The 18674-nt window shown below is 34.7% G+C and carries 18 protein-coding genes and 4 tRNA genes; 21 read left to right on the forward strand and 1 reads right to left on the reverse strand.

Translation table 11 applies throughout. The annotated features are described in order from the left end of the window. Position 1: 1 nt before the first annotated feature. The 6 genes from mnmE (at position 2) to V7056_RS11585 (ending at position 6684) form a co-directional block, all read left to right on the forward strand. Complete coding sequence (gene mnmE / locus V7056_RS11560; protein WP_499702063.1) at positions 2–1378, forward strand: tRNA uridine-5-carboxymethylaminomethyl(34) synthesis GTPase MnmE; 1377 nt, start codon at positions 2–4, stop codon at positions 1376–1378. A gap of 19 nt (positions 1379–1397) precedes the next feature. Beyond that, complete coding sequence (mnmG, locus tag V7056_RS11565) at positions 1398–3284, forward strand: tRNA uridine-5-carboxymethylaminomethyl(34) synthesis enzyme MnmG (protein ID WP_499702065.1); 1887 nt, start codon at positions 1398–1400, stop codon at positions 3282–3284. A 20-nt stretch (positions 3285–3304) separates the two neighbouring features. Then, on the forward strand, positions 3305–4024 hold the full coding sequence (rsmG, locus tag V7056_RS11570) for a 16S rRNA (guanine(527)-N(7))-methyltransferase RsmG (RefSeq protein ID WP_499702067.1): 720 nt from the start codon (positions 3305–3307) through the stop codon (positions 4022–4024). Positions 4025–4109: 85 nt separating this feature from the next. Beyond that, on the forward strand, positions 4110–4961 hold the full coding sequence (noc, locus tag V7056_RS11575; RefSeq protein WP_499702069.1) for a nucleoid occlusion protein: 852 nt from the start codon (positions 4110–4112) through the stop codon (positions 4959–4961). Positions 4962–5090: 129 nt separating this feature from the next. After that, a complete protein-coding gene (locus V7056_RS11580; protein WP_088001648.1) occupies positions 5091–5852 on the forward strand; it encodes a ParA family protein in 762 nt (253 codons plus the stop codon). After that, on the forward strand, positions 5845–6684 hold the full coding sequence (locus V7056_RS11585; RefSeq protein WP_499702071.1) for a ParB/RepB/Spo0J family partition protein: 840 nt from the start codon (positions 5845–5847) through the stop codon (positions 6682–6684). The genes V7056_RS11580 and V7056_RS11585 overlap by 8 nt, the downstream gene beginning before the upstream one ends. A 300-nt stretch (positions 6685–6984) precedes the next feature. On the opposite strand, the gene yyaC is transcribed toward V7056_RS11585, so the two are convergent. Further along, a complete protein-coding gene (gene yyaC, locus V7056_RS11590; protein WP_499702073.1) occupies positions 6985–7572 on the reverse strand; it encodes a spore protease YyaC in 588 nt (195 codons plus the stop codon). A gap of 233 nt (positions 7573–7805) precedes the next feature. Between yyaC and V7056_RS11595 the strand changes: the two genes are divergently transcribed. The 15 genes from V7056_RS11595 (at position 7806) to V7056_RS11665 (ending at position 18375) form a co-directional block, all read left to right on the forward strand. After that, positions 7806–8648 (forward strand): mechanosensitive ion channel family protein, encoded by an 843-nt coding sequence (locus V7056_RS11595; protein ID WP_499702141.1) that lies wholly within the window; start codon positions 7806–7808, stop codon positions 8646–8648. Positions 8649–8678: 30 nt separating this feature from the next. Beyond that, a complete protein-coding gene (locus V7056_RS11600) occupies positions 8679–8876 on the forward strand; it encodes a DUF951 domain-containing protein (RefSeq protein WP_499702075.1) in 198 nt (65 codons plus the stop codon). Positions 8877–9039: 163 nt separating this feature from the next. Next, positions 9040–10140 carry a redox-regulated ATPase YchF gene (gene ychF / locus V7056_RS11605; protein WP_499702077.1) on the forward strand — a complete coding sequence of 367 codons (1101 nt, stop codon included), beginning with the start codon at positions 9040–9042 and terminating at the stop codon, positions 10138–10140. Positions 10141–10268: 128 nt separating this feature from the next. After that, positions 10269–10559 carry a 30S ribosomal protein S6 gene (gene rpsF, locus V7056_RS11610; protein ID WP_499702079.1) on the forward strand — a complete coding sequence of 97 codons (291 nt, stop codon included), beginning with the start codon at positions 10269–10271 and terminating at the stop codon, positions 10557–10559. A 35-nt stretch (positions 10560–10594) separates the two neighbouring features. Further along, complete coding sequence (gene ssb, locus V7056_RS11615; RefSeq protein WP_499702081.1) at positions 10595–11083, forward strand: single-stranded DNA-binding protein; 489 nt, start codon at positions 10595–10597, stop codon at positions 11081–11083. Between the two features lie 76 nt (positions 11084–11159). Next, entirely contained in the window at positions 11160–11393 is a 234-nt protein-coding gene (rpsR, locus tag V7056_RS11620; RefSeq protein WP_499702143.1) for a 30S ribosomal protein S18, read from the forward strand. A gap of 152 nt (positions 11394–11545) precedes the next feature. Next, positions 11546–12472 carry a YybS family protein gene (locus V7056_RS11625; RefSeq protein ID WP_499702082.1) on the forward strand — a complete coding sequence of 309 codons (927 nt, stop codon included), beginning with the start codon at positions 11546–11548 and terminating at the stop codon, positions 12470–12472. A gap of 91 nt (positions 12473–12563) precedes the next feature. Continuing rightward, on the forward strand, positions 12564–14540 hold the full coding sequence (locus tag V7056_RS11630; RefSeq protein WP_499702084.1) for a DHH family phosphoesterase: 1977 nt from the start codon (positions 12564–12566) through the stop codon (positions 14538–14540). Continuing rightward, complete coding sequence (rplI, locus tag V7056_RS11635) at positions 14537–14983, forward strand: 50S ribosomal protein L9 (protein ID WP_499702086.1); 447 nt, start codon at positions 14537–14539, stop codon at positions 14981–14983. The genes V7056_RS11630 and rplI overlap by 4 nt, the downstream gene beginning before the upstream one ends. 27 nt (positions 14984–15010) lie before the next feature. Next, positions 15011–16372 carry a replicative DNA helicase gene (gene dnaB / locus V7056_RS11640; RefSeq protein ID WP_499702088.1) on the forward strand — a complete coding sequence of 454 codons (1362 nt, stop codon included), beginning with the start codon at positions 15011–15013 and terminating at the stop codon, positions 16370–16372. A 201-nt stretch (positions 16373–16573) separates the two neighbouring features. Next, entirely contained in the window at positions 16574–17863 is a 1290-nt protein-coding gene (locus V7056_RS11645; RefSeq protein WP_499702089.1) for an adenylosuccinate synthase, read from the forward strand. Between the two features lie 169 nt (positions 17864–18032). Then, positions 18033–18105 (forward strand) — tRNA-Lys (locus V7056_RS11650). Positions 18106–18124: 19 nt separating this feature from the next. Further along, positions 18125–18196 (forward strand) — tRNA-Glu (locus V7056_RS11655). Positions 18197–18219: 23 nt separating this feature from the next. Then, positions 18220–18295 (forward strand) — tRNA-Asp (locus V7056_RS11660). A 7-nt stretch (positions 18296–18302) separates the two neighbouring features. Next, positions 18303–18375: transfer RNA gene (locus V7056_RS11665), tRNA-Phe, on the forward strand. Positions 18376–18674 lie beyond the last annotated feature (299 nt).

Below are 18674 nucleotides of genomic sequence, written 5' to 3' on the forward strand. Positions count from 1 at the left end.
AATGGAATTTGATACAATTACAGCGATATCGACACCTAAAGGCGAAGGGGCAATTGCCATCGTACGATTAAGTGGGGATGAGGCTGTTCAAATAGCTAATAAACTGTTTAAAGAAAAAGATTTAAATATGGTAGATTCACATACAATTCATTACGGTCATTTAGTAGATCCTAGTACTGAAGCGATTGTCGAAGAGGTAATGGTTTCGGTGTTAAGAGCTCCTAAAACTTTTACTCGTGAGGATGTAGTAGAGATCAATTGTCATGGCGGAATCTATTCTGTTAATAAAGTGCTAGAATTAGTTCTTTCATCAGGTGCTAGACTTGCTGAACCTGGTGAATTTACGAAAAGGGCATTTTTAAATGGACGTATTGATTTATCACAGGCTGAAGCAGTGATGGATTTAATTCGTTCTAAAACAGATCGAGCGATGGCAATTGCTATGAATCAAGTCGAGGGTCGCTTGTCTAAGATGGTTAATGGACTACGACAAACACTCCTTGAAATTCTTGCTCATATTGAAGTGAATATTGATTATCCTGAATATGATGATGTTGAAGAGATGACGAATACAGTTCTAATTGAAAAAGCAAAAACAGTTCAGAACGAAATTCAAAGACTTCTTGAAACATCAAAGCAAGGAAAAATCTTACGTGAAGGATTATCTACGGTCATTATCGGTAGACCGAATGTTGGTAAGTCCTCTCTATTAAACACACTTGTGCAAGAAAGTAAGGCGATTGTTACTGATATTCCTGGTACAACAAGGGATGTAATTGAGGAATATGTGAATGTTAAGGGTGTTCCTCTCCGTTTGATTGATACAGCTGGTATTCGAGAAACGAAGGACGTTGTTGAAGCAATTGGGGTAGAACGTTCGAAAAAAGTATTAAACTTAGCTGATCTAGTATTGTTTGTTCTAAATAATAATGAGCAACTTACTGAAGAGGATCGTGTTTTATATAAACAAATGAGTGAAAAAGATGTTATCGTCATCATAAATAAAACAGATTTACCACAAAATCTTGATATTGAAGAAGTGAAGCAATTAGTTGGTAATGCTACAATTGTAACGACTTCTTTAAAAGAAGAACAAGGAATTGAAGATCTTGAGAAAGCGATAGCTGATTTGTATTTTGAAGGGCAAATTGAGGCGCAAGATTTAACATATTTATCAAACGCTAGACATATTGCATTATTAAAGCAAGCGGAATCGACAATCAATGATGCTACTGAAGCAATGAGAAATGGAATGCCGATTGATTTAGTGCAAATTGACCTAACAAGAGCGTGGGAATTATTAGGTGAAATTATTGGAGATACAGTACAGGAAAGTTTAATAAACCAATTGTTTTCTCAATTCTGTTTAGGAAAATAAAGGGTTAGGAGGAAGTTACATGAGTTTTGAAGCAGGCAATTATGATGTAATTGTTATTGGCGCTGGTCATGCTGGTTGTGAGGCAGGACTTGCAGCTGCTCGTATGGGTGCAAAAACATTAATGCTGACGATTAATTTAGATATGGTAGCATTTATGCCGTGTAACCCTTCAGTAGGTGGACCTGCTAAAGGGATTGTTGTACGTGAAATTGATGCACTTGGTGGGGAAATGGGTAGAAATATTGATAAAACTCATATCCAAATGAGAATGTTAAACACAGGGAAAGGCCCTGCAGTACGTGCTTTACGTGCTCAAGCGGATAAATTTGCTTATCAGCACGAATTGAAAAAAACGATTGAGAATACTGAAAACCTTACTTTAAAACAAGGATTAGTTGAAAGACTGATAATCGAAGACGGTGAATGTACAGGTGTTATTACACAAACAGGTGCTATTTATCGTTCTAAAACAGTTGTTATTACGACTGGTACTTTTTTACGTGGTGAAATTATAGTAGGTGAATTAAAATATTCTAGTGGACCTAATAACCAGCAACCAGCTATTAAGCTATCTGAGCATTTAGAGGAACTAGGTATTGAGCTTGTGCGTTTTAAAACAGGTACACCCCCTCGTGTAAATAGCCATAGTATTGATTATTCTAAAACTGAAATACAACCAGGTGATGACGTTCCACGTGCATTCTCATATGAGACAGAAGCAGTTGAAACAGATCAAATTCCTTGTTGGTTAACGTATACAAGTGAAAATACCCATCAAATTATTGATGATAACCTTCACCGTTCACCGATGTACTCTGGTATGATTAAAGGAACTGGACCACGTTACTGTCCATCTATTGAAGATAAAGTAGTTCGTTTTAACGATAAACCAAGACATCAAATCTTCTTAGAGCCTGAGGGAAGAAACACTCAGGAAGTCTATGTTCAAGGGCTTTCTACAAGCTTACCAGAGGATGTACAAGAGAAAATGCTTCGCTCAATTGCGGGGCTAGAAAATGTTCAAATGATGAGAACAGGATATGCAATTGAGTATGATGCGATTGTACCAACTCAATTATGGCCAACATTAGAAATTAAACATATTAAAAATCTTTATACAGCAGGTCAAATTAATGGTACTTCAGGATACGAAGAAGCTGCGGGCCAAGGACTAATCGCAGGAATTAATGCAGCTTGTCGTTCACTAAATAAAAAAGAACTGGTTTTAGATCGTTCTGAAGCATATATTGGTGTGCTAATCGATGATTTAGTAACGAAGGGTACAAATGAACCTTATCGTTTACTTACTTCTAGAGCGGAATACAGATTATTACTTCGCCATGATAATGCTGATTTAAGACTGACGAAAATAGGTCATGAGTTAGGCTTGATTTCTGATGACAGATTTGCAGATTTTGAACAAAAGAAAGCACAAATTGAAGAAGAAATTAGTCGTTTAAAATTAACTCAGTTAAGACCAACTGAGCAAGTTCAAGGTTTAATCGCAGATGTTGGTGGTAGTGAATTAAAGGATGGAATCAAAGCGGCTGACCTATTACGTCGACCAGAAATGAACTATGAACATATTCATGTCCTTTCCCCTTCTGAAAAGGAATTACATCCTGATGTAAAAGAACAGGTTGAAATCCAAATTAAGTATGAAGGTTATATTGAAAAATCATTAAATCAAGTAGAACGTATGAAAAGAATGGATTTAAAGAGAATCCCTGAAAATATTGATTATCAAGCAATTAATGGTATCGCTACAGAAGCTAGACAAAAACTTGAACAAGTACGTCCACTATCGGTTGGGCAAGCATCACGTATATCCGGAGTAAACCCAGCAGATATTTCAATTCTACTTGTTTATTTAGAACAAGGAAAAATTGCAAGAATATCGAACTAATATAGATAGGGGAATTACTAGTGAACAAAGAACAATTTATTGCTGCACTAAAAGAAAAAAACATTCATTTATCTGATTTTCAATTAAAACAATTTGATATATATTTTCACACGCTAGTTGAATGGAATAATAAAATGAATTTAACTGCAATTACAGAAGAAGAAGAAGTATATTTGAAACATTTTTATGATTCGATCAGTGCCTCATTCTACTTTGATTTTTCAACTGAGATGACATTATGTGATATTGGTGCTGGAGCAGGTTTTCCTTCTATTCCCATTAAAATATGTTTCCCATCTATCCGATTAACAATAGTAGACTCTCTACAAAAGAGAATTTCATTTTTAAATCATTTAGCTTCGGAATTAAAATTAGAAAATGTTGCTTTCCATCATGACCGTGCAGAAACATTCGCTAAAAAAGGCGGTATGAGAGAATCATTTGACGTTGTTACAGCACGAGCTGTTGCTAGAATGTCAGTACTAAGTGAATTATGTTTACCACTTGTTAAACCAAATGGACATTTTGTAGCCTTAAAGGGTGCTGCAGGTCAAGATGAGTTAGATAAAGCAGATTATGCAATCAAAACTCTTGGTGGCGAAGTAAAAGCGATCAATCATTTTGTTCTTCCTGGAGAAGATAGTGAACGAAATATTGTTATAGTAGAAAAGAAACGTAAAACGCCAAACAAGTACCCACGTAAGCCTGGTACTCCTGGTAAAGAACCATTAGAAAAATAATTTTATAAACTAACAAATGTTTCACGTGAAACATTTGTTAGAATTAATTTGTTGTGAACGAAATTCTAAAAGGGTGGGAATCACATTGAAAAGCACTTTATCCAAGTTATTTGGCTTGTCAGAAAAAGAAATAAGTGATGATGTCCAAGACTCAGTTTCAAGTAATGAAGTAATACGTCAAATTCCGGTGTCTGATATTGTTCCAAATCAGTACCAGCCAAGGACCTATTTTGATGATGAAAAAATAAAGGAATTGGCATTAACGATTAGAACGCATGGTATTATACAACCAATCGTTGTTAGAGAGATTCAGCCTAACTTTTATGAAATTATTGCTGGTGAACGCCGTTTTAGAGCGGTATCATCATTAGGTTGGGACACGATCCCTGCAATTGTAAAAACCTTTAATGATACTGAAACTGCATCTGTTGCACTTATTGAAAACTTGCAACGTGAAGAACTATCTCCATTTGAAGAAGCCGTTGCTTATCAAAAATTAATTGATTTACATAATCTTACGCAAGAGGCATTGGCTCAACGTTTAGGTAAGGGACAATCTACAGTTGCGAATAAGTTAAGGCTGTTAAAATTACCTGAAGAGATCCAACAAGCTCTGTTAGATAAGTCAATTACAGAGCGTCATGCTAGGGCGCTTATTCCTTTAAAACTACCACAACTTCAGGTTAGTCTATTACAAGAAATTGTAGAAAAACAATTGAATGTTAAGCAAACTGAAGATCGTGTAGTTGCTTTGCTTACCGAGAAGAAGCCCAAACCTCGCCCTAAAGTAAAAGCAATAAGCAAGGATATTAGAATTGCAATGAATACGATTCGTGAATCATTACAAATGGTGACGAAAACTGGTATGGATATTGATAGTTTGGAAGAAGAACATGATGATTACTATCAAATCACAATTAAAATTCCTAAAAAATAATGAGTAAATTCACCTCTTTTAAAGTGGTGAATTTTTTTTGTTCATTTTTAAATCTAAACACAATGATGATTGTATTCGTGATAGAATAGAAAATAAGAATTGTTTGTTGTGGAAGGAGTAGATTACGTAGTGGTTAAGGTAATCTCTATTGCAAATCAAAAAGGTGGTGTTGGTAAGACAACAACATCAGTTAATTTAAGTGCTTGTTTAGCACATTTAGGTAAAAAAGTATTATTAGTTGATATAGATCCTCAAGGTAATGCTACTAGTGGAATTGGTATTGAAAAAGCAGATGTAAATCAGTGTGTGTACAATGTATTAGTTGATGATGTCGAAGCAAAAAGTGTAATTATAAGCACCGCAATCCCTAATTTTGATATAATTCCAGCAACAATTCAACTTGCTGGAGCGGAAATCGAATTAGTCCCTACTATCTCTAGAGAAGTGCGTTTAAAACGTGCATTAGATACTGTAAAAGGAAACTATGATTATATATTAATAGATTGTCCTCCATCTCTAGGCTTATTAACACTAAATTCACTGACAGCTTCTGACTCAATTATTATTCCAGTACAATGTGAGTACTATGCTTTAGAAGGATTAAGTCAATTATTAAGTACTGTACGATTAGTACAAAAACATTTAAATAAGAATTTAGCAATAGAAGGTGTATTGCTTACGATGTTGGATGCTCGTACAAATTTAGGTATCCAAGTCATTGAAGAAGTGAAAAAATATTTTCAAGATAGAGTTTATAAATCAATTATTCCAAGAAATGTACGTTTAAGTGAAGCGCCAAGTCATGGCAAGCCGATCATTACATATGATCCAAAGTCTAGAGGTGCAGAAGTATATCTCGAACTAGCAAAGGAAGTGATTGATAATGGCTAAAGGTTTAGGCAAAGGCATCGGAGCATTTTTTCAAGATATCGATAATCAAAATGAAGAAATCGTTCAAGAAATATCATTAAAAGAACTTAGACCAAATCCTTACCAACCTCGAAAAATATTTGATGAAAATGCAATGCAAGAATTAACGCAATCTGTCTTAGAACATGGGATTTTGCAACCTATTATTGCTAGAAAAAGTATTAAAGGTTATCAAATCGTTGCTGGTGAAAGACGTTATCGTGCCGCGAAAAGCGCTGGATTAAATACTGCTCCAGTCATTGTCAGAGAATTGACTGAAGAACAAATGATGGAACTAGCAGTACTTGAAAACTTACAAAGGGATGATTTAAATCCTTTGGAGGAAGCTGAGGCTTATCAATCCTTAATTGAACAATTACATTTAACACAAGAACAACTTGCAAAAAAACTAGGTAAAAGTAGACCGCACATAGCAAACTATCTTAGAATCCTGACTTTACCTAACTCTGTTCAAAAAATGGTTGAGTCTGGTATACTCTCTATGGGACACGGCAGGGCTTTACTAGGACTAAAACGTAAAGGTTTAATTGAGGGAACTGCATTAAAGGTTGTTGAAAAAAATCTTAGTGTAAGAGAAGTAGAAACATTAGTAAATGAATTAAACGATAATGTTTCACGTGAAACACAAAAGAAAATTCCTAATAAGAATATATTCTTCAGTGAGTACGAGGATGTTTTGCAAGAGAAGTTTGGAACATCTGTAAAAATTAAATCAACAAAAGATAAAGGGAAAATCGAAATCCAATTCTTTAATAAAGAAGATTTAGAAAGAATCCTTTCTATTATTAAATAAATAATGTATTTGGACTATAGTTTGTATTGTACATTCAAACTATAGTCCATTTTTTTTTTAGTTAATTTACTTATCAAAAGATGTTTAGGGTTAAAACAAAAAGGACAGAAGTGGATCACAACGGAAATAGTCTGACCCTAGACCCTATAAGTGTCGCGGTAAGGTTGGAAACCCGAGAACGCTTAGCTCACTCCCCACTGAAAGGGGTACATCAGAGCTATCACCATCTAGAGAGTGCTTCAAAAAGAGAAATAAAAAAATAAGTGCAAATTCATTTACTACATTATGAAACTATTATTATTATAATGCAGTTTGGCCAGTCAATTTACTTTCTGTTTCTTTGATAGATTTTGCGATAAATTTTGCCATTTTCATGACTAGACTTAATCTAGTATTTTGTAAAACATAAAACTCCATAAAACCACTTACATTGACGACACCAGTTAAATTAATTTCACCGACCAAAGGTAAATCCTTTTTCATTGCGGCTCCTGGTTTTAATGGTCCATTTGATAATCGCACACTTCCTATGCTTTTAACTCTGCCTAAACATGCATCAACAGCAATAATAAACGGATTTTTATACTTGTTTTTTATTGTTTCAAGTTGTTCAGAAAGATTTAACGCATGAATTGGGTCATCAAGTGTACCATAATAATGGAATCTACTTACATTTAATTCTCCTAATAAAGTACCGACTAGTGGACCTAATGAATCACCTGTTGAACGATCAGTACCAATACATACAAATACAATGTCATTAGTGTAGATACTAGGAAGAGATTTGCTTAAGTGATCTGCAAATTGGTTAACCGCATTGTCATCATCCAAAAATACAGAATAATCATCCTTAAATAAACTACGAAAAGGATTTGCCGGAAATTGCATACTATCGCCCACTTTTCATTTAAAAGAGTAGTAATAGTTTATGCAATATTTAAACAATTTATACTATATTCTACCTTTCTTTATCATAAAATTACTATATGATTACATTTGTAGTTATTTATGGTTTTAAAGTCATAATTCGTTTAGTATAACTTTTGAAGAAATAGGAAGTGAGTTAGGGGGATTAGATGAAAAATACATTAAATGAAGCAGAAACAAAGATAAAAGAAAGTATGTTAACCCAGAGTCAATGGGATACTCTATGGACTTCTTCGATAAAAGTAGTTGTTATCATTATCGTATCTGTTTTAGCGATTAAATTTGGAAGAAAATTAATTCGCCGACTTCTAAAAGTACAAGCAAGAGGACCTTTGCAAGTTTCGGAAAGGCGATCTGTTACATTAGTTAGATTGTTAGAAAATGTTATTGCGTATGTTGTGTTTTTTATTGCAGTCCTTACGATTTTACCGATCTTTGGTGTTGAAACTAGAGGATTAATCGTCGGTGCCGGAGTTGGTGGTGTTGCATTAGGTTTTGGTGCACAAAGCTTAGTGAAGGATATCATTTCAGGTTTCTTCATTTTATTTGAGGATCAGTTTTCGGTTGGGGATTATATTAGAGTCCAAACATTCGAGGGAACGGTACAATCAATCGGTTTAAAAACAACAAAAATTAGAAGTGCGACGGGTGAGTTGCATATTATTCAAAATGGTATGATCACTGAAGTAACTAATTTTTCTTTGCATAACTCAGTTGCAATGGTTGATATCAGTATTTCATACGAAGGCGATATTGAGCATGCTCAATCAGTTATTGAAGAGCACTTGGTGAAAATGCCTGAACGATATGAAGAAATGGCAAAAGCGCCAGAATACCTTGGTATTCAAAGCTTTGGCCCTTCTGAAGTAGTGATTCGAATTGCGTCAGAAGTAAAACCAATGGCACAATTTAAAATTTCAAGAGCAATTCGAAAAGAGATTAAAGAAGTGCTTGAACGAAATAACATAGAAATTCCATATCCAAAAATGGTATTATATAGACAACCAGAACCTAATAATGAAAAGGCACAGTCTTAATTCTACTATTTAAGGAAGTGAAATAGTCGCATGGAAGAGAAAGTTTTTGATTTAAATGATATAGTAGAAATGAAAAAGGCACATCCATGTGGTGTGAATAAATGGAAAATTATCCGTATGGGGATGGATATCCGTTTAAAATGTGAAGGCTGCGGACATAGTGTTTTAATTCCGCGCAAAGAGTTTTCACGTAAACTAAAAAAGGTATTAACGAAAGCTGAAGAATAGGTAAAAAGATTATTAAAAAGGTATCTAGTAAGAGCAAACTTTTTTACTGCTCTTAATAGATGCCTTTCGTATGTAAGAAATAATATTCAGATTTTCTTGTTATTTTTTTTTGAAATCAATATAATTGTGAAAGATTAACTAAGTTCGTATAGGAGTGGAAACTATGGCATTAACAGCAGGTATCGTAGGTTTACCAAACGTAGGGAAGTCAACATTATTTAATGCAATTACGCAAGCTGGTGCTGAATCAGCAAACTATCCGTTTTGTACAATTGACCCTAACGTAGGTGTAGTAGAAGTACCGGATTATCGTTTAGAAAAATTAACTGAATTAGTTCAACCGAAAAAAACTGTGCCAACAACTTTTGAATTTACTGATATTGCAGGAATCGTAAAAGGTGCAAGTAAGGGTGAAGGTTTAGGAAATAAGTTTTTATCACATATTCGTCAAGTAGATGCAATTTGTCAGGTAGTACGATGCTTTGCAGATGACAATATCACACACGTTTCAGGTAAAGTAGACCCAATTTCAGATATCGAAACGATTAACTTAGAGTTAATTCTTGCTGATTTAGAATCGGTAGAAAAAAGAATTGATCGCGTTGCTAAGTTAGCGAAACAAAAAGATAAAGATGCATCTTATGAACATGAAATTTTAGTAAAATTAAGAGATGCATTTGAAAGTGACAAGCCTGCTCGTTCAGTAGAATTTACTGAAGAACAAATGAAGGTTGTAAAGGGATTACATTTATTAACGACGAAGCCAATGCTTTATATTGCTAACGTTGGTGAAGATGATATTGTTGATCCATCATCAAATGAGTTTGTTGAGAAAGTTAAAGCATTTGCAGCGGAAGAGGGTTCTCAAGTTATTGTGATTAGTGCAAAAATTGAGGAAGAAATTTCTGAATTAGATGATGAGGAAAAGCGTTCATTCTTACAAGAAATTGGTATTGAAGAATCAGGTCTTGATCAATTAATCAGAGCTGCTTATCACCTATTAGGATTAGCGACATATTTCACAGCAGGTGTACAAGAGGTACGTGCATGGACATTTAAAAAGGGTATGAAAGCACCTCAATGTGCAGGCGTAATTCACACTGATTTTGAACGTGGATTTATCCGTGCAGAAACTGTATCATATGAAGATTTAGCAACTTATGGTTCAATGCCATTAGCTAAAGAAGCTGGAAAAGTGCGTCTTGAAGGGAAAGAATATATCGTTCAAGATGGAGATGTAATGCATTTCCGCTTTAATGTGTAATAAGTAGCAAATATTTTATTGGTTTGCTATATAAAATCTTTTATGCTATAATTTTATCTCGTGAGTGATTATATAAATTGCTCCTTGCCCTTAACTGGGCCGTTAGACCAAAAGGAGGTGACATTGTGATGAATAAATACGAAATCATGTACATCGTTCGACCAAACATGGAAGACGAAGCGCAAAAAGCTTTAGTTGAGCGTTTTAACAACGTTTTAACTGAACAAGGTGCAGAAATCACAAACGTTAAAGAGTGGGGTAAACGTCGTTTAGCTTATGAAATTAACGATTTCCGTGATGGACACTACATGCTTGTAAATGTTTCTGCTAACCCAGATGCAGTACAAGAATTCGATCGTTTAGCGAAAATCAGCGAAGATATCATTCGCCATATCGTTATCCGTGAAAATGACAAATAATAATTTTTGAAATGCCTTAGGGAGGTAAGAATCAGATGATCAATCGTGTTGTGCTTGTAGGTCGTCTAACAAAGGATCCAGACTTACGTTATACACCAAGTGGGGTTGCTGTAGCTACATTTACTCTAGCTGTAAATCGTGCCTTCTCAAATCAGCAAGGAGACCGAGAAGCAGATTTTATAAACTGCGTTATCTGGAGAAAACCGGCTGAAAACGTTGCGAACTTCTTGAAAAAAGGAAGCTTAGCTGGCGTTGAAGGACGTATTCAAACTAGAAGTTACGATGGCCAAGATGGTAAAAAAGTTTATGTAACAGAAGTTGTTGCAGACTCAGTTCAATTCTTAGAGCCAAGAAATGCATCAGGCAATCAAGGTGGTTCATTTAATACGAACCAACAAAACCAACAAGGCTTTAACGCTGGAAATCCTTTTGAAGCACCATCTCAAAAGCCTAGCTTTAATGATGATCCATTTGGTGGGACAAGCAAAACAATTGATATCACTGATGATGATCTTCCTTTTTAATAAAAATGGCGTAATGTTGAACGGTAAACATTACTAAAAACAATTCTTAAAAAAGAAGGAGGGAAATAAGATGGCAATGGGTGGACGTAAAGGTGGACGTGCTAAGCGTCGTAAAGTTTGTTACTTTACTTCAAACGGCATTACAAACATCGACTATAAAGATACTGAGTTATTAAAACGTTTCGTATCAGAGCGTGGTAAAATTTTACCTCGTCGTGTAACTGGTACATCAGCTAGATACCAACGTAAATTAACGATTGCAATTAAACGCTCTCGTCAAATGGCATTATTACCATACGTAGCTGAATAAGCTGAATAATAAAAAGTACAGCATTCTCGTGCTGTACTTTTTTGTATTTTAAGGGAACTAATGAACTTTTTATTTTTTTTAATAATTTATGGTAAAATAAGTATTAGTATGCTTACCGATATTTTATTGGTTTAGTTGAAAGGAGCCATATTTTGAAATCGACTCGCTTTATAACCGAGGGGGCAGTGCTGTTAGCATTTTACTCAATTATGCTATTGCTGCTTACATATGTACCATTTCTCTCAATTGTACTAACTTATTTAATGCCCCTACCATTTATCATATTTAGCTTGAAATATTCTATTAAGGAATCTCTTTTACTGATTTGTGTTGCATTAGGACTGACACTCGTCATCACTCAAGCTTCTTTTATCTTGGGAACATTAATGTTTTCGACAGTTGGTATTGCAATAGGCTATCAACTTAGAAAGGAAAGAAGTAAAGGAGAAATTTTATTAACTAGTACATTTTTATATTTCATACATATAGTACTAATATACTTAATAGTACAACTTATGTTTGATATTAATATTTCAAACATTGCAACAACAAGAATGACTGAGTTACTTGAAACAAGTAAGAATTTATATTCTGATTTAGGTGTTTCTTATAATGAAAAGAATGTTAAGTCTATAACTGAAGCAATGAAATTACTACCTGTTTTAGTACCATCTATTATGTTAATGTTAGGTTTTGCTATGGCATTTTTAACACAGCTATTATCATTCCCTATCGTAAGAAGATTAAGCTTTAAAACGCCTAAATTTAAGCCGTTTAGAGAATTCAGGTTACCATTAGGGTTTATGTGGTTGTATTTGATTATCACGATTCTTTCTTATTTTGGATCTAAACCAAATGGATTCTTTTATACAGCTGTTATGAACATATCTTATGTATTACACATTTTAGTGATAACACAAGGATTTGCTGCGATATTTTATTTTAGTCATATTAGAAAACTATCTAAAGCAGTACCAATAATAATATTAATTGCAAGTCTACTGATTAACGGGTTAATGATTTTTGTTTTATTAATTGGAATTATTTCAATTGGAATTTTTAATAGAATGAAGAAATAAGCTATTTTGTGGTTTTATATTTGGCAGAATAGGTAAAAATAATCTTATTTTGTATAGAAGTTAGATTTTATTTGATTTAGGGGCTGAACTTATGCAAGATTTTCATAAGAAACAGGTGTTTCTTATTCCCGTCTATCTATTAACTGCTCTTGCGATATTTCTAATAGGAACTGTAGTTTATATACGTCCACAGCTAGGTATTATCTTTATTATCATCTTTCTATTCGTTATCTTTTTAGTTGTAAAGATTGAAATAAAGTATCGACACATTTTAGATATGTATATTGAATCAGTTATGTCGAGAGTGAAAAATTTAAGTAATGAAGCAATTACAAAAATGCCAATCGGTGTGTTACTTTATGATAAAGAGTACCATATCGAATGGGGCAATCAATATATTACACATATTTTGGACGACCAATCGTTAATCGGAAAACATATTTATGACCTGTCAGATGGTCTAATGTCTTTGATTTCAAAGAAAGAGAAAAAAGAAGATGTTATTACGATTAATAAGAGAACGTACCGAGTGGTCATTAAGAGAGAAGAACGATATATTTATTTATTTGATGTCACTGAACAAGCGCAAATGGAGAAATTGTTTGAGGATCAAAGAACAGTTATCGCGGTTATTCTACTTGATAATTACGATGAGATGACGCAAGGTTTAGATGATCAAGAACGTTCTACTATCAATGGAACAGTGACAACGATAGTAAATAGCTGGGCCAATAAACATGGCATATTTTTAAGAAGAGTTTCTTCAGATCGTTTGTACGCTGTTTTAAATGAAGGAATCTTAAACGTTTTAGAGAGTAATAAGTTTGCGATTCTTGATCATGTCAGAGATGAAACAACAAAACGAAATTTACCAATCACGTTAAGCGTAGGGGTTGGAATTGGTAGTGAGAATCTACCTGAACTTGGTCAACTTGCACAGTCTGGATTAGACTTGGCATTAGGGCGTGGTGGTGACCAGGTAACAGTGAAGAATCTTAACGGGAAAGTAAAGTTCTTTGGTGGCAAAACAAATCCAGTTGAAAAACGAACTAGGGTTAGAGCTCGAGTAATTTCCCATGCATTAAGGGACTTAATGAAGAGTAGCTCGAATGTAATGATTATGGGTCATAAATTACCAGATATGGATGCGCTAGGCTCTGCTGTTGGTATTTTAAAAATGGTTACGCATAATGAGGTCAATGGTTATGTTGTCATTAAAAAAGACGAAGTAGATAGAAGTGTAAATCGTTTGATGAAAGAAATGACAAAAAACGAACAATATATGACATGCTTCATATCGCCTGAGAAAGCTAAAGAGTTGGTAACTGAGGACACATTAATTATAGTTGTTGATACGCACAGACCTACAATGGTGGAAGTGGAGTCACTACTAGAAGCAACTGACAAAATCGTTGTTATTGACCATCATCGAAGAGGGGAAGACTTCATAAAAGATGCTATTCTTGTGTATATGGAGCCTTATGCGTCCTCTACAGCTGAATTAGTTACAGAGTTATTAGAATATCAACCGAAAAAGATAAAGCTTAGTATACTTGAGGCAACGGCATTACTAGCAGGCATTATTGTTGATACGAAAAGTTTTACGTTCCGAACAGGTGCAAGAACGTTTGATGCAGCATCTTATTTGCGCTCAAATGGCGCTGATACGATTCTTGTTCAAAATTTATTAAAGCAAGATATGAATGAATATATCCGTAAATCAGAGCTGATTGAAGAGGCATACATGTACAAGAACGGCTTTGCGATCAGTTATGGTAAAGAAAATACAAACTATGATCAGGTGTTAATTGCTAAAGCTGCAGACACTTTATTAACGATGACTGACGTAATAGCATCTTTTGTTATTGCAAAGCGTAACGATAATCTTGTCAGCATAAGCAGCCGATCATTAGGAGATATAAATGTTCAACTCATCATGGAAGAGCTTGGCGGTGGTGGGCATTTAACAAATGCAGCCGCGCAACTAGAATCTTCTTCAATTCGAGAAGTAGAAATAAAATTATTGAAAATAATTGATCAATATATCGAAGGGAGAACTAACAAATGAAAGTAATTTTCTTAAAAGATGTAAAAGGTAAAGGTAAAAAAGGGGAAGTTAAAAACGTTGCAGATGGTTACGCACATAACTTTTTAATTAAGAATGGTTATGCAGTTGAAGCAACAGGCGGTAATGTAAAAACGCTTGATGCGCAAAAAAATAAAGAAGCAAAAGATGCTGCTTTAGAATTAGAAAATTGTAAGAAGCTAAAAGAAACAGTTGAAGGTATTACTGTTGAACTAAAAGCGAAATCTGGAGAAGGTGGCCGTCTTTTTGGTTCAATTTCTAGTAAACAAATTGTTGAAGAGCTACAGAAAGCTCATGGAATTAAACTAGATAAGCGTAAATTTGAAATGAATGATGCAATTCGTGGACTTGGTGTAACAAACATTAAAGTTAAACTTCATCAAGAAGTGACTGCAACATTAAAAGTACACGTGAAGGAACAATAAGTAATTTAAGCATCTGGAGGACAAAAAATGAGTGATTTGTTAAACGATCGTACTCCACCACAGAATATAGAAGCTGAACAAGCAGTATTAGGAGCAGTCTTGTTAGATTCAGATGCTTTAATACCAACTTCAGAACGGCTTTTACCAGATGATTTTTATCGAGCTGCTCATCAAAAGTTATTTGAAGCGATGTTAAATATTTCTTCAAGAAATGAGCCTTTAGATGTCATCACTCTAACTTCTGAGCTAGCAAATCAAGGATTGCTAGAAGAGGTAGGAGGCGTGTCATATTTAAATGATTTATTAGCGTCTGTTCCGACAGCTTCAAATGTTGATTACTATGCAAAGATGGTTGAGGAAAAATCAACATTAAGAAGATTAATTAGAACGGCCACAAATATCGCAAATGAAGGTTATGCATCTGAACATCCTGTTGATGTTATTTTGAATGAAGCTGAAAAGAACATATTACAAGTATCACAGCGTACAAATGTGTCCGGATTTCAAAATATTAAAGATGTTGTTTTCCATACATTCAGTAAGATAGAAACGTTATTTAATCAGCGGGGGGATATTACTGGTATCCCAACAGGTTTTACAGATTTAGATCGAATGACTGCCGGTTTTCAGCCCAATGATTTAATTATTGTTGCTGCCCGTCCTTCTGTAGGTAAAACAGCTTTTGCCTTAAATATTGCACAGAATGTTGCTACGAAAACAGATGAAAATGTAGCTATATTTAGTCTAGAGATGGGTTCAGATCAATTAGTAATGCGTATGCTTTGTGCGGAAGGAAATATAAACGCTCAAGCACTACGTACTGGTAATCTTGAACAAGAAGACTGGAATAAGCTTACGATGGCTGCTAGTAGTTTGGCGAATACAGGTATATATATAGACGATACACCTGGTATTCGTGTAAATGACATTCGTGCTAAATGTAGAAGATTGAAGCAAGAGCATGGGTTGGGAATGATCTTAATTGATTATCTTCAACTGATTCAAGGTAGTGGCAGAGGTGGCGGAGATAATCGTCAACAAGAAGTTTCTGAGATTTCACGTTCACTAAAAGCACTAGCTAGGGAGTTAAAAGTTCCTGTAATCGCACTTTCTCAGCTTTCACGTAGCGTTGAATCAAGACAAGACAAACGTCCAATGATGTCTGATATTCGTGAATCTGGAAGTATTGAGCAAGATGCTGATATCGTTGCTTTCTTATATCGTGATGACTACTATGATAAAGAATCTGAGAATAAAAATATTATTGAAATCATTATTGCTAAGCAAAGGAATGGCCCGGTAGGTACAGTTCAACTGGCATTCGTAAAAGAATATAATAAATTCGTTAACTTAGAGCGAAGGTTCGATGAGCATGCGCCTACAGGTTAAATTTGATCACATAGATATTCTATGTGATTATTTTTTTTGGTTAGGGTAAACTAAAAACATAAGTTTTTTTCATGTAATTACGAACGAAGAAAAGTGAAAACCGAAAAAAACGAATAGAATAATTGACAAATAACGTAAGTTTGATATACTAGGTTTGGTTTTAGTTCGGAAATAGCGAATTTTATTCGGAGGTGCAGTACATTGTCATCAGTAGTAGTAGTTGGTTCTCAATGGGGAGACGAAGGAAAAGGGAAAATTACAGACTTTTTATCTCAGCAGGCAGAAGTAGTTGCTAGATATCAAGGTGGTAATAATGCAGGTCATACAATTGTTTTTAATGGCGTAAAATACAAACTTCATTTAATTCCATCAGGTATTTTCTTCTCGGAAAAAATTTGTGTTATTGGAAACGGAATGGTTGTAGATCCTAAAGCGTTAGTTCAAGAGCTAGCGTATTTACATGATAAAGGTGTTTCAACTGATAACTTACGTATCAGTAACCGTGCACATGTAATCTTACCATATCACTTAAAGCAAGATGAGCTTGAAGAAGAGCGTAAAGGTGATAATAAAATCGGAACAACTAAAAAAGGGATTGGCCCAGCTTATATGGATAAAGCTGCTCGTGTTGGTATACGTATGGCGGATCTTCTTGATAAAGAAGAGTTCTATATTAAATTAAAACGTAATCTTGAAGAAAAAAATAATTTATTCGAAAAGATGTATGATTCAAATAGTCTAGATATTAATGATATCTTTGAGCAATATTATGAATTTGGTCAACAAATTAAAAAATATGTTTGCGATACTTCAGTTGTTTTAAATGATGCAATTGATGGTGGAAAACGCGTTTTATTCGAAGGTGCTCAAGGTGTAATGTTAGACATCGACCAAGGTACTTACCCATTTGTTACTTCTTCAAACCCTGTTGCAGGTGGAGTAACAATTGGATCTGGAGTAGGACCAACAAAAATTAATCATGTTGTAGGCGTATGCAAAGCTTATACAACTCGTGTTGGAGAAGGGGCATTCCCAACTGAGTTACATGATGAAATTGGAAACACGATTCGTGAAGTAGGTCGTGAATATGGTACAACAACTGGAAGACCAAGACGTGTTGGTTGGTTTGATAGTGTTGTAGTTCGTCATGCTCGACGTGTAAGTGGTATTACAGATCTTTCACTTAATTCTATTGATGTATTAACTGGCCTAGAAACAGTGAAAATCTGTGTGGCATACAAATACCGTGGAGAAACGATTAATGAGTTCCCTGCTAGCTTAAAACAGCTTTCAGAGTGCGAGCCTGTTTATGAAGAGCTTCCAGGTTGGACAGAAGATATCACTGGGGTAAAAGATCTTAACGAACTTCCAGTCAATGCAAGACATTATGTTGAACGTGTGTCTCAACTAGTTGGAATCCCATTATCTGTATTTTCAGTAGGTCCTGACCGTAATCAAACGAATATTGTTCGTAATGTTTTCGGTGCATAATAAAAAAATAAAGCCCTTAAAATGATTTTTAAGGGCTTTTATTTTCTTTTACAAGATAATTCTCAAAAAAAGTATTGTGTTACTGTTTGTTTACGTGTTATAATGAATCTTGTCGTCATAACTAGTAAATAGTTTTAATGACTTACATTTATTTTAGTATTTTTTATACGAGCCATTAGCTCAGTTGGTAGAGCATCTGACTTTTAATCAGAGGGTCGAAGGTTCGAATCCTTCATGGCTCATCTTTTATACATAAATTATGGCCCGTTGGTCAAGCGGTTAAGACACCGCCCTTTCACGGCGGTAACACGGGTTCGAATCCCGTACGGGTCACTTTCATTTATAATTATTGTATTGGTCCCGTGGTGTAGCGGTTAACATGCCTGCCTGTCACGCAGGAGATCGCCGGTTCGATCCCGGTCGGGACCGCCATATATTTGGCTCGGTAGCTCAGTCGGTAGAGCAGAGGACTGAAAATCCTCGTGTCGGCGGTTCGATTCCGTCCCGAGCCATCATAAAAACTACTGTTATTACAGTAGTTTTTTATTTATTTGAACCCACATATAACAGAGGATATTTACAACTTATTTCAAATAAATATTAATGAAAAATGAGTAGGATTTTACAAAAAAACCTACTTAATTTAAAATAGAAGTAGTAGATTAAGCCTCTAGCAATAAGCTAGGGCTTTTTTTCTAAGATGAATCATGAATATAGTCTTTTAAAAAGGACACAAAACTTATTAGTCGTATTGTATATATAGAGACAATCCTACAAAACGAAATTGCTAAGATACGTTTAATTGTTGCCT

Origin of the sequence: Bacillus sp. JJ664 (genome assembly GCF_036962205.1) — a bacterium.
Classification (GTDB): Bacteria; Bacillota; Bacilli; order Bacillales; family Bacillaceae_G; genus Gottfriedia.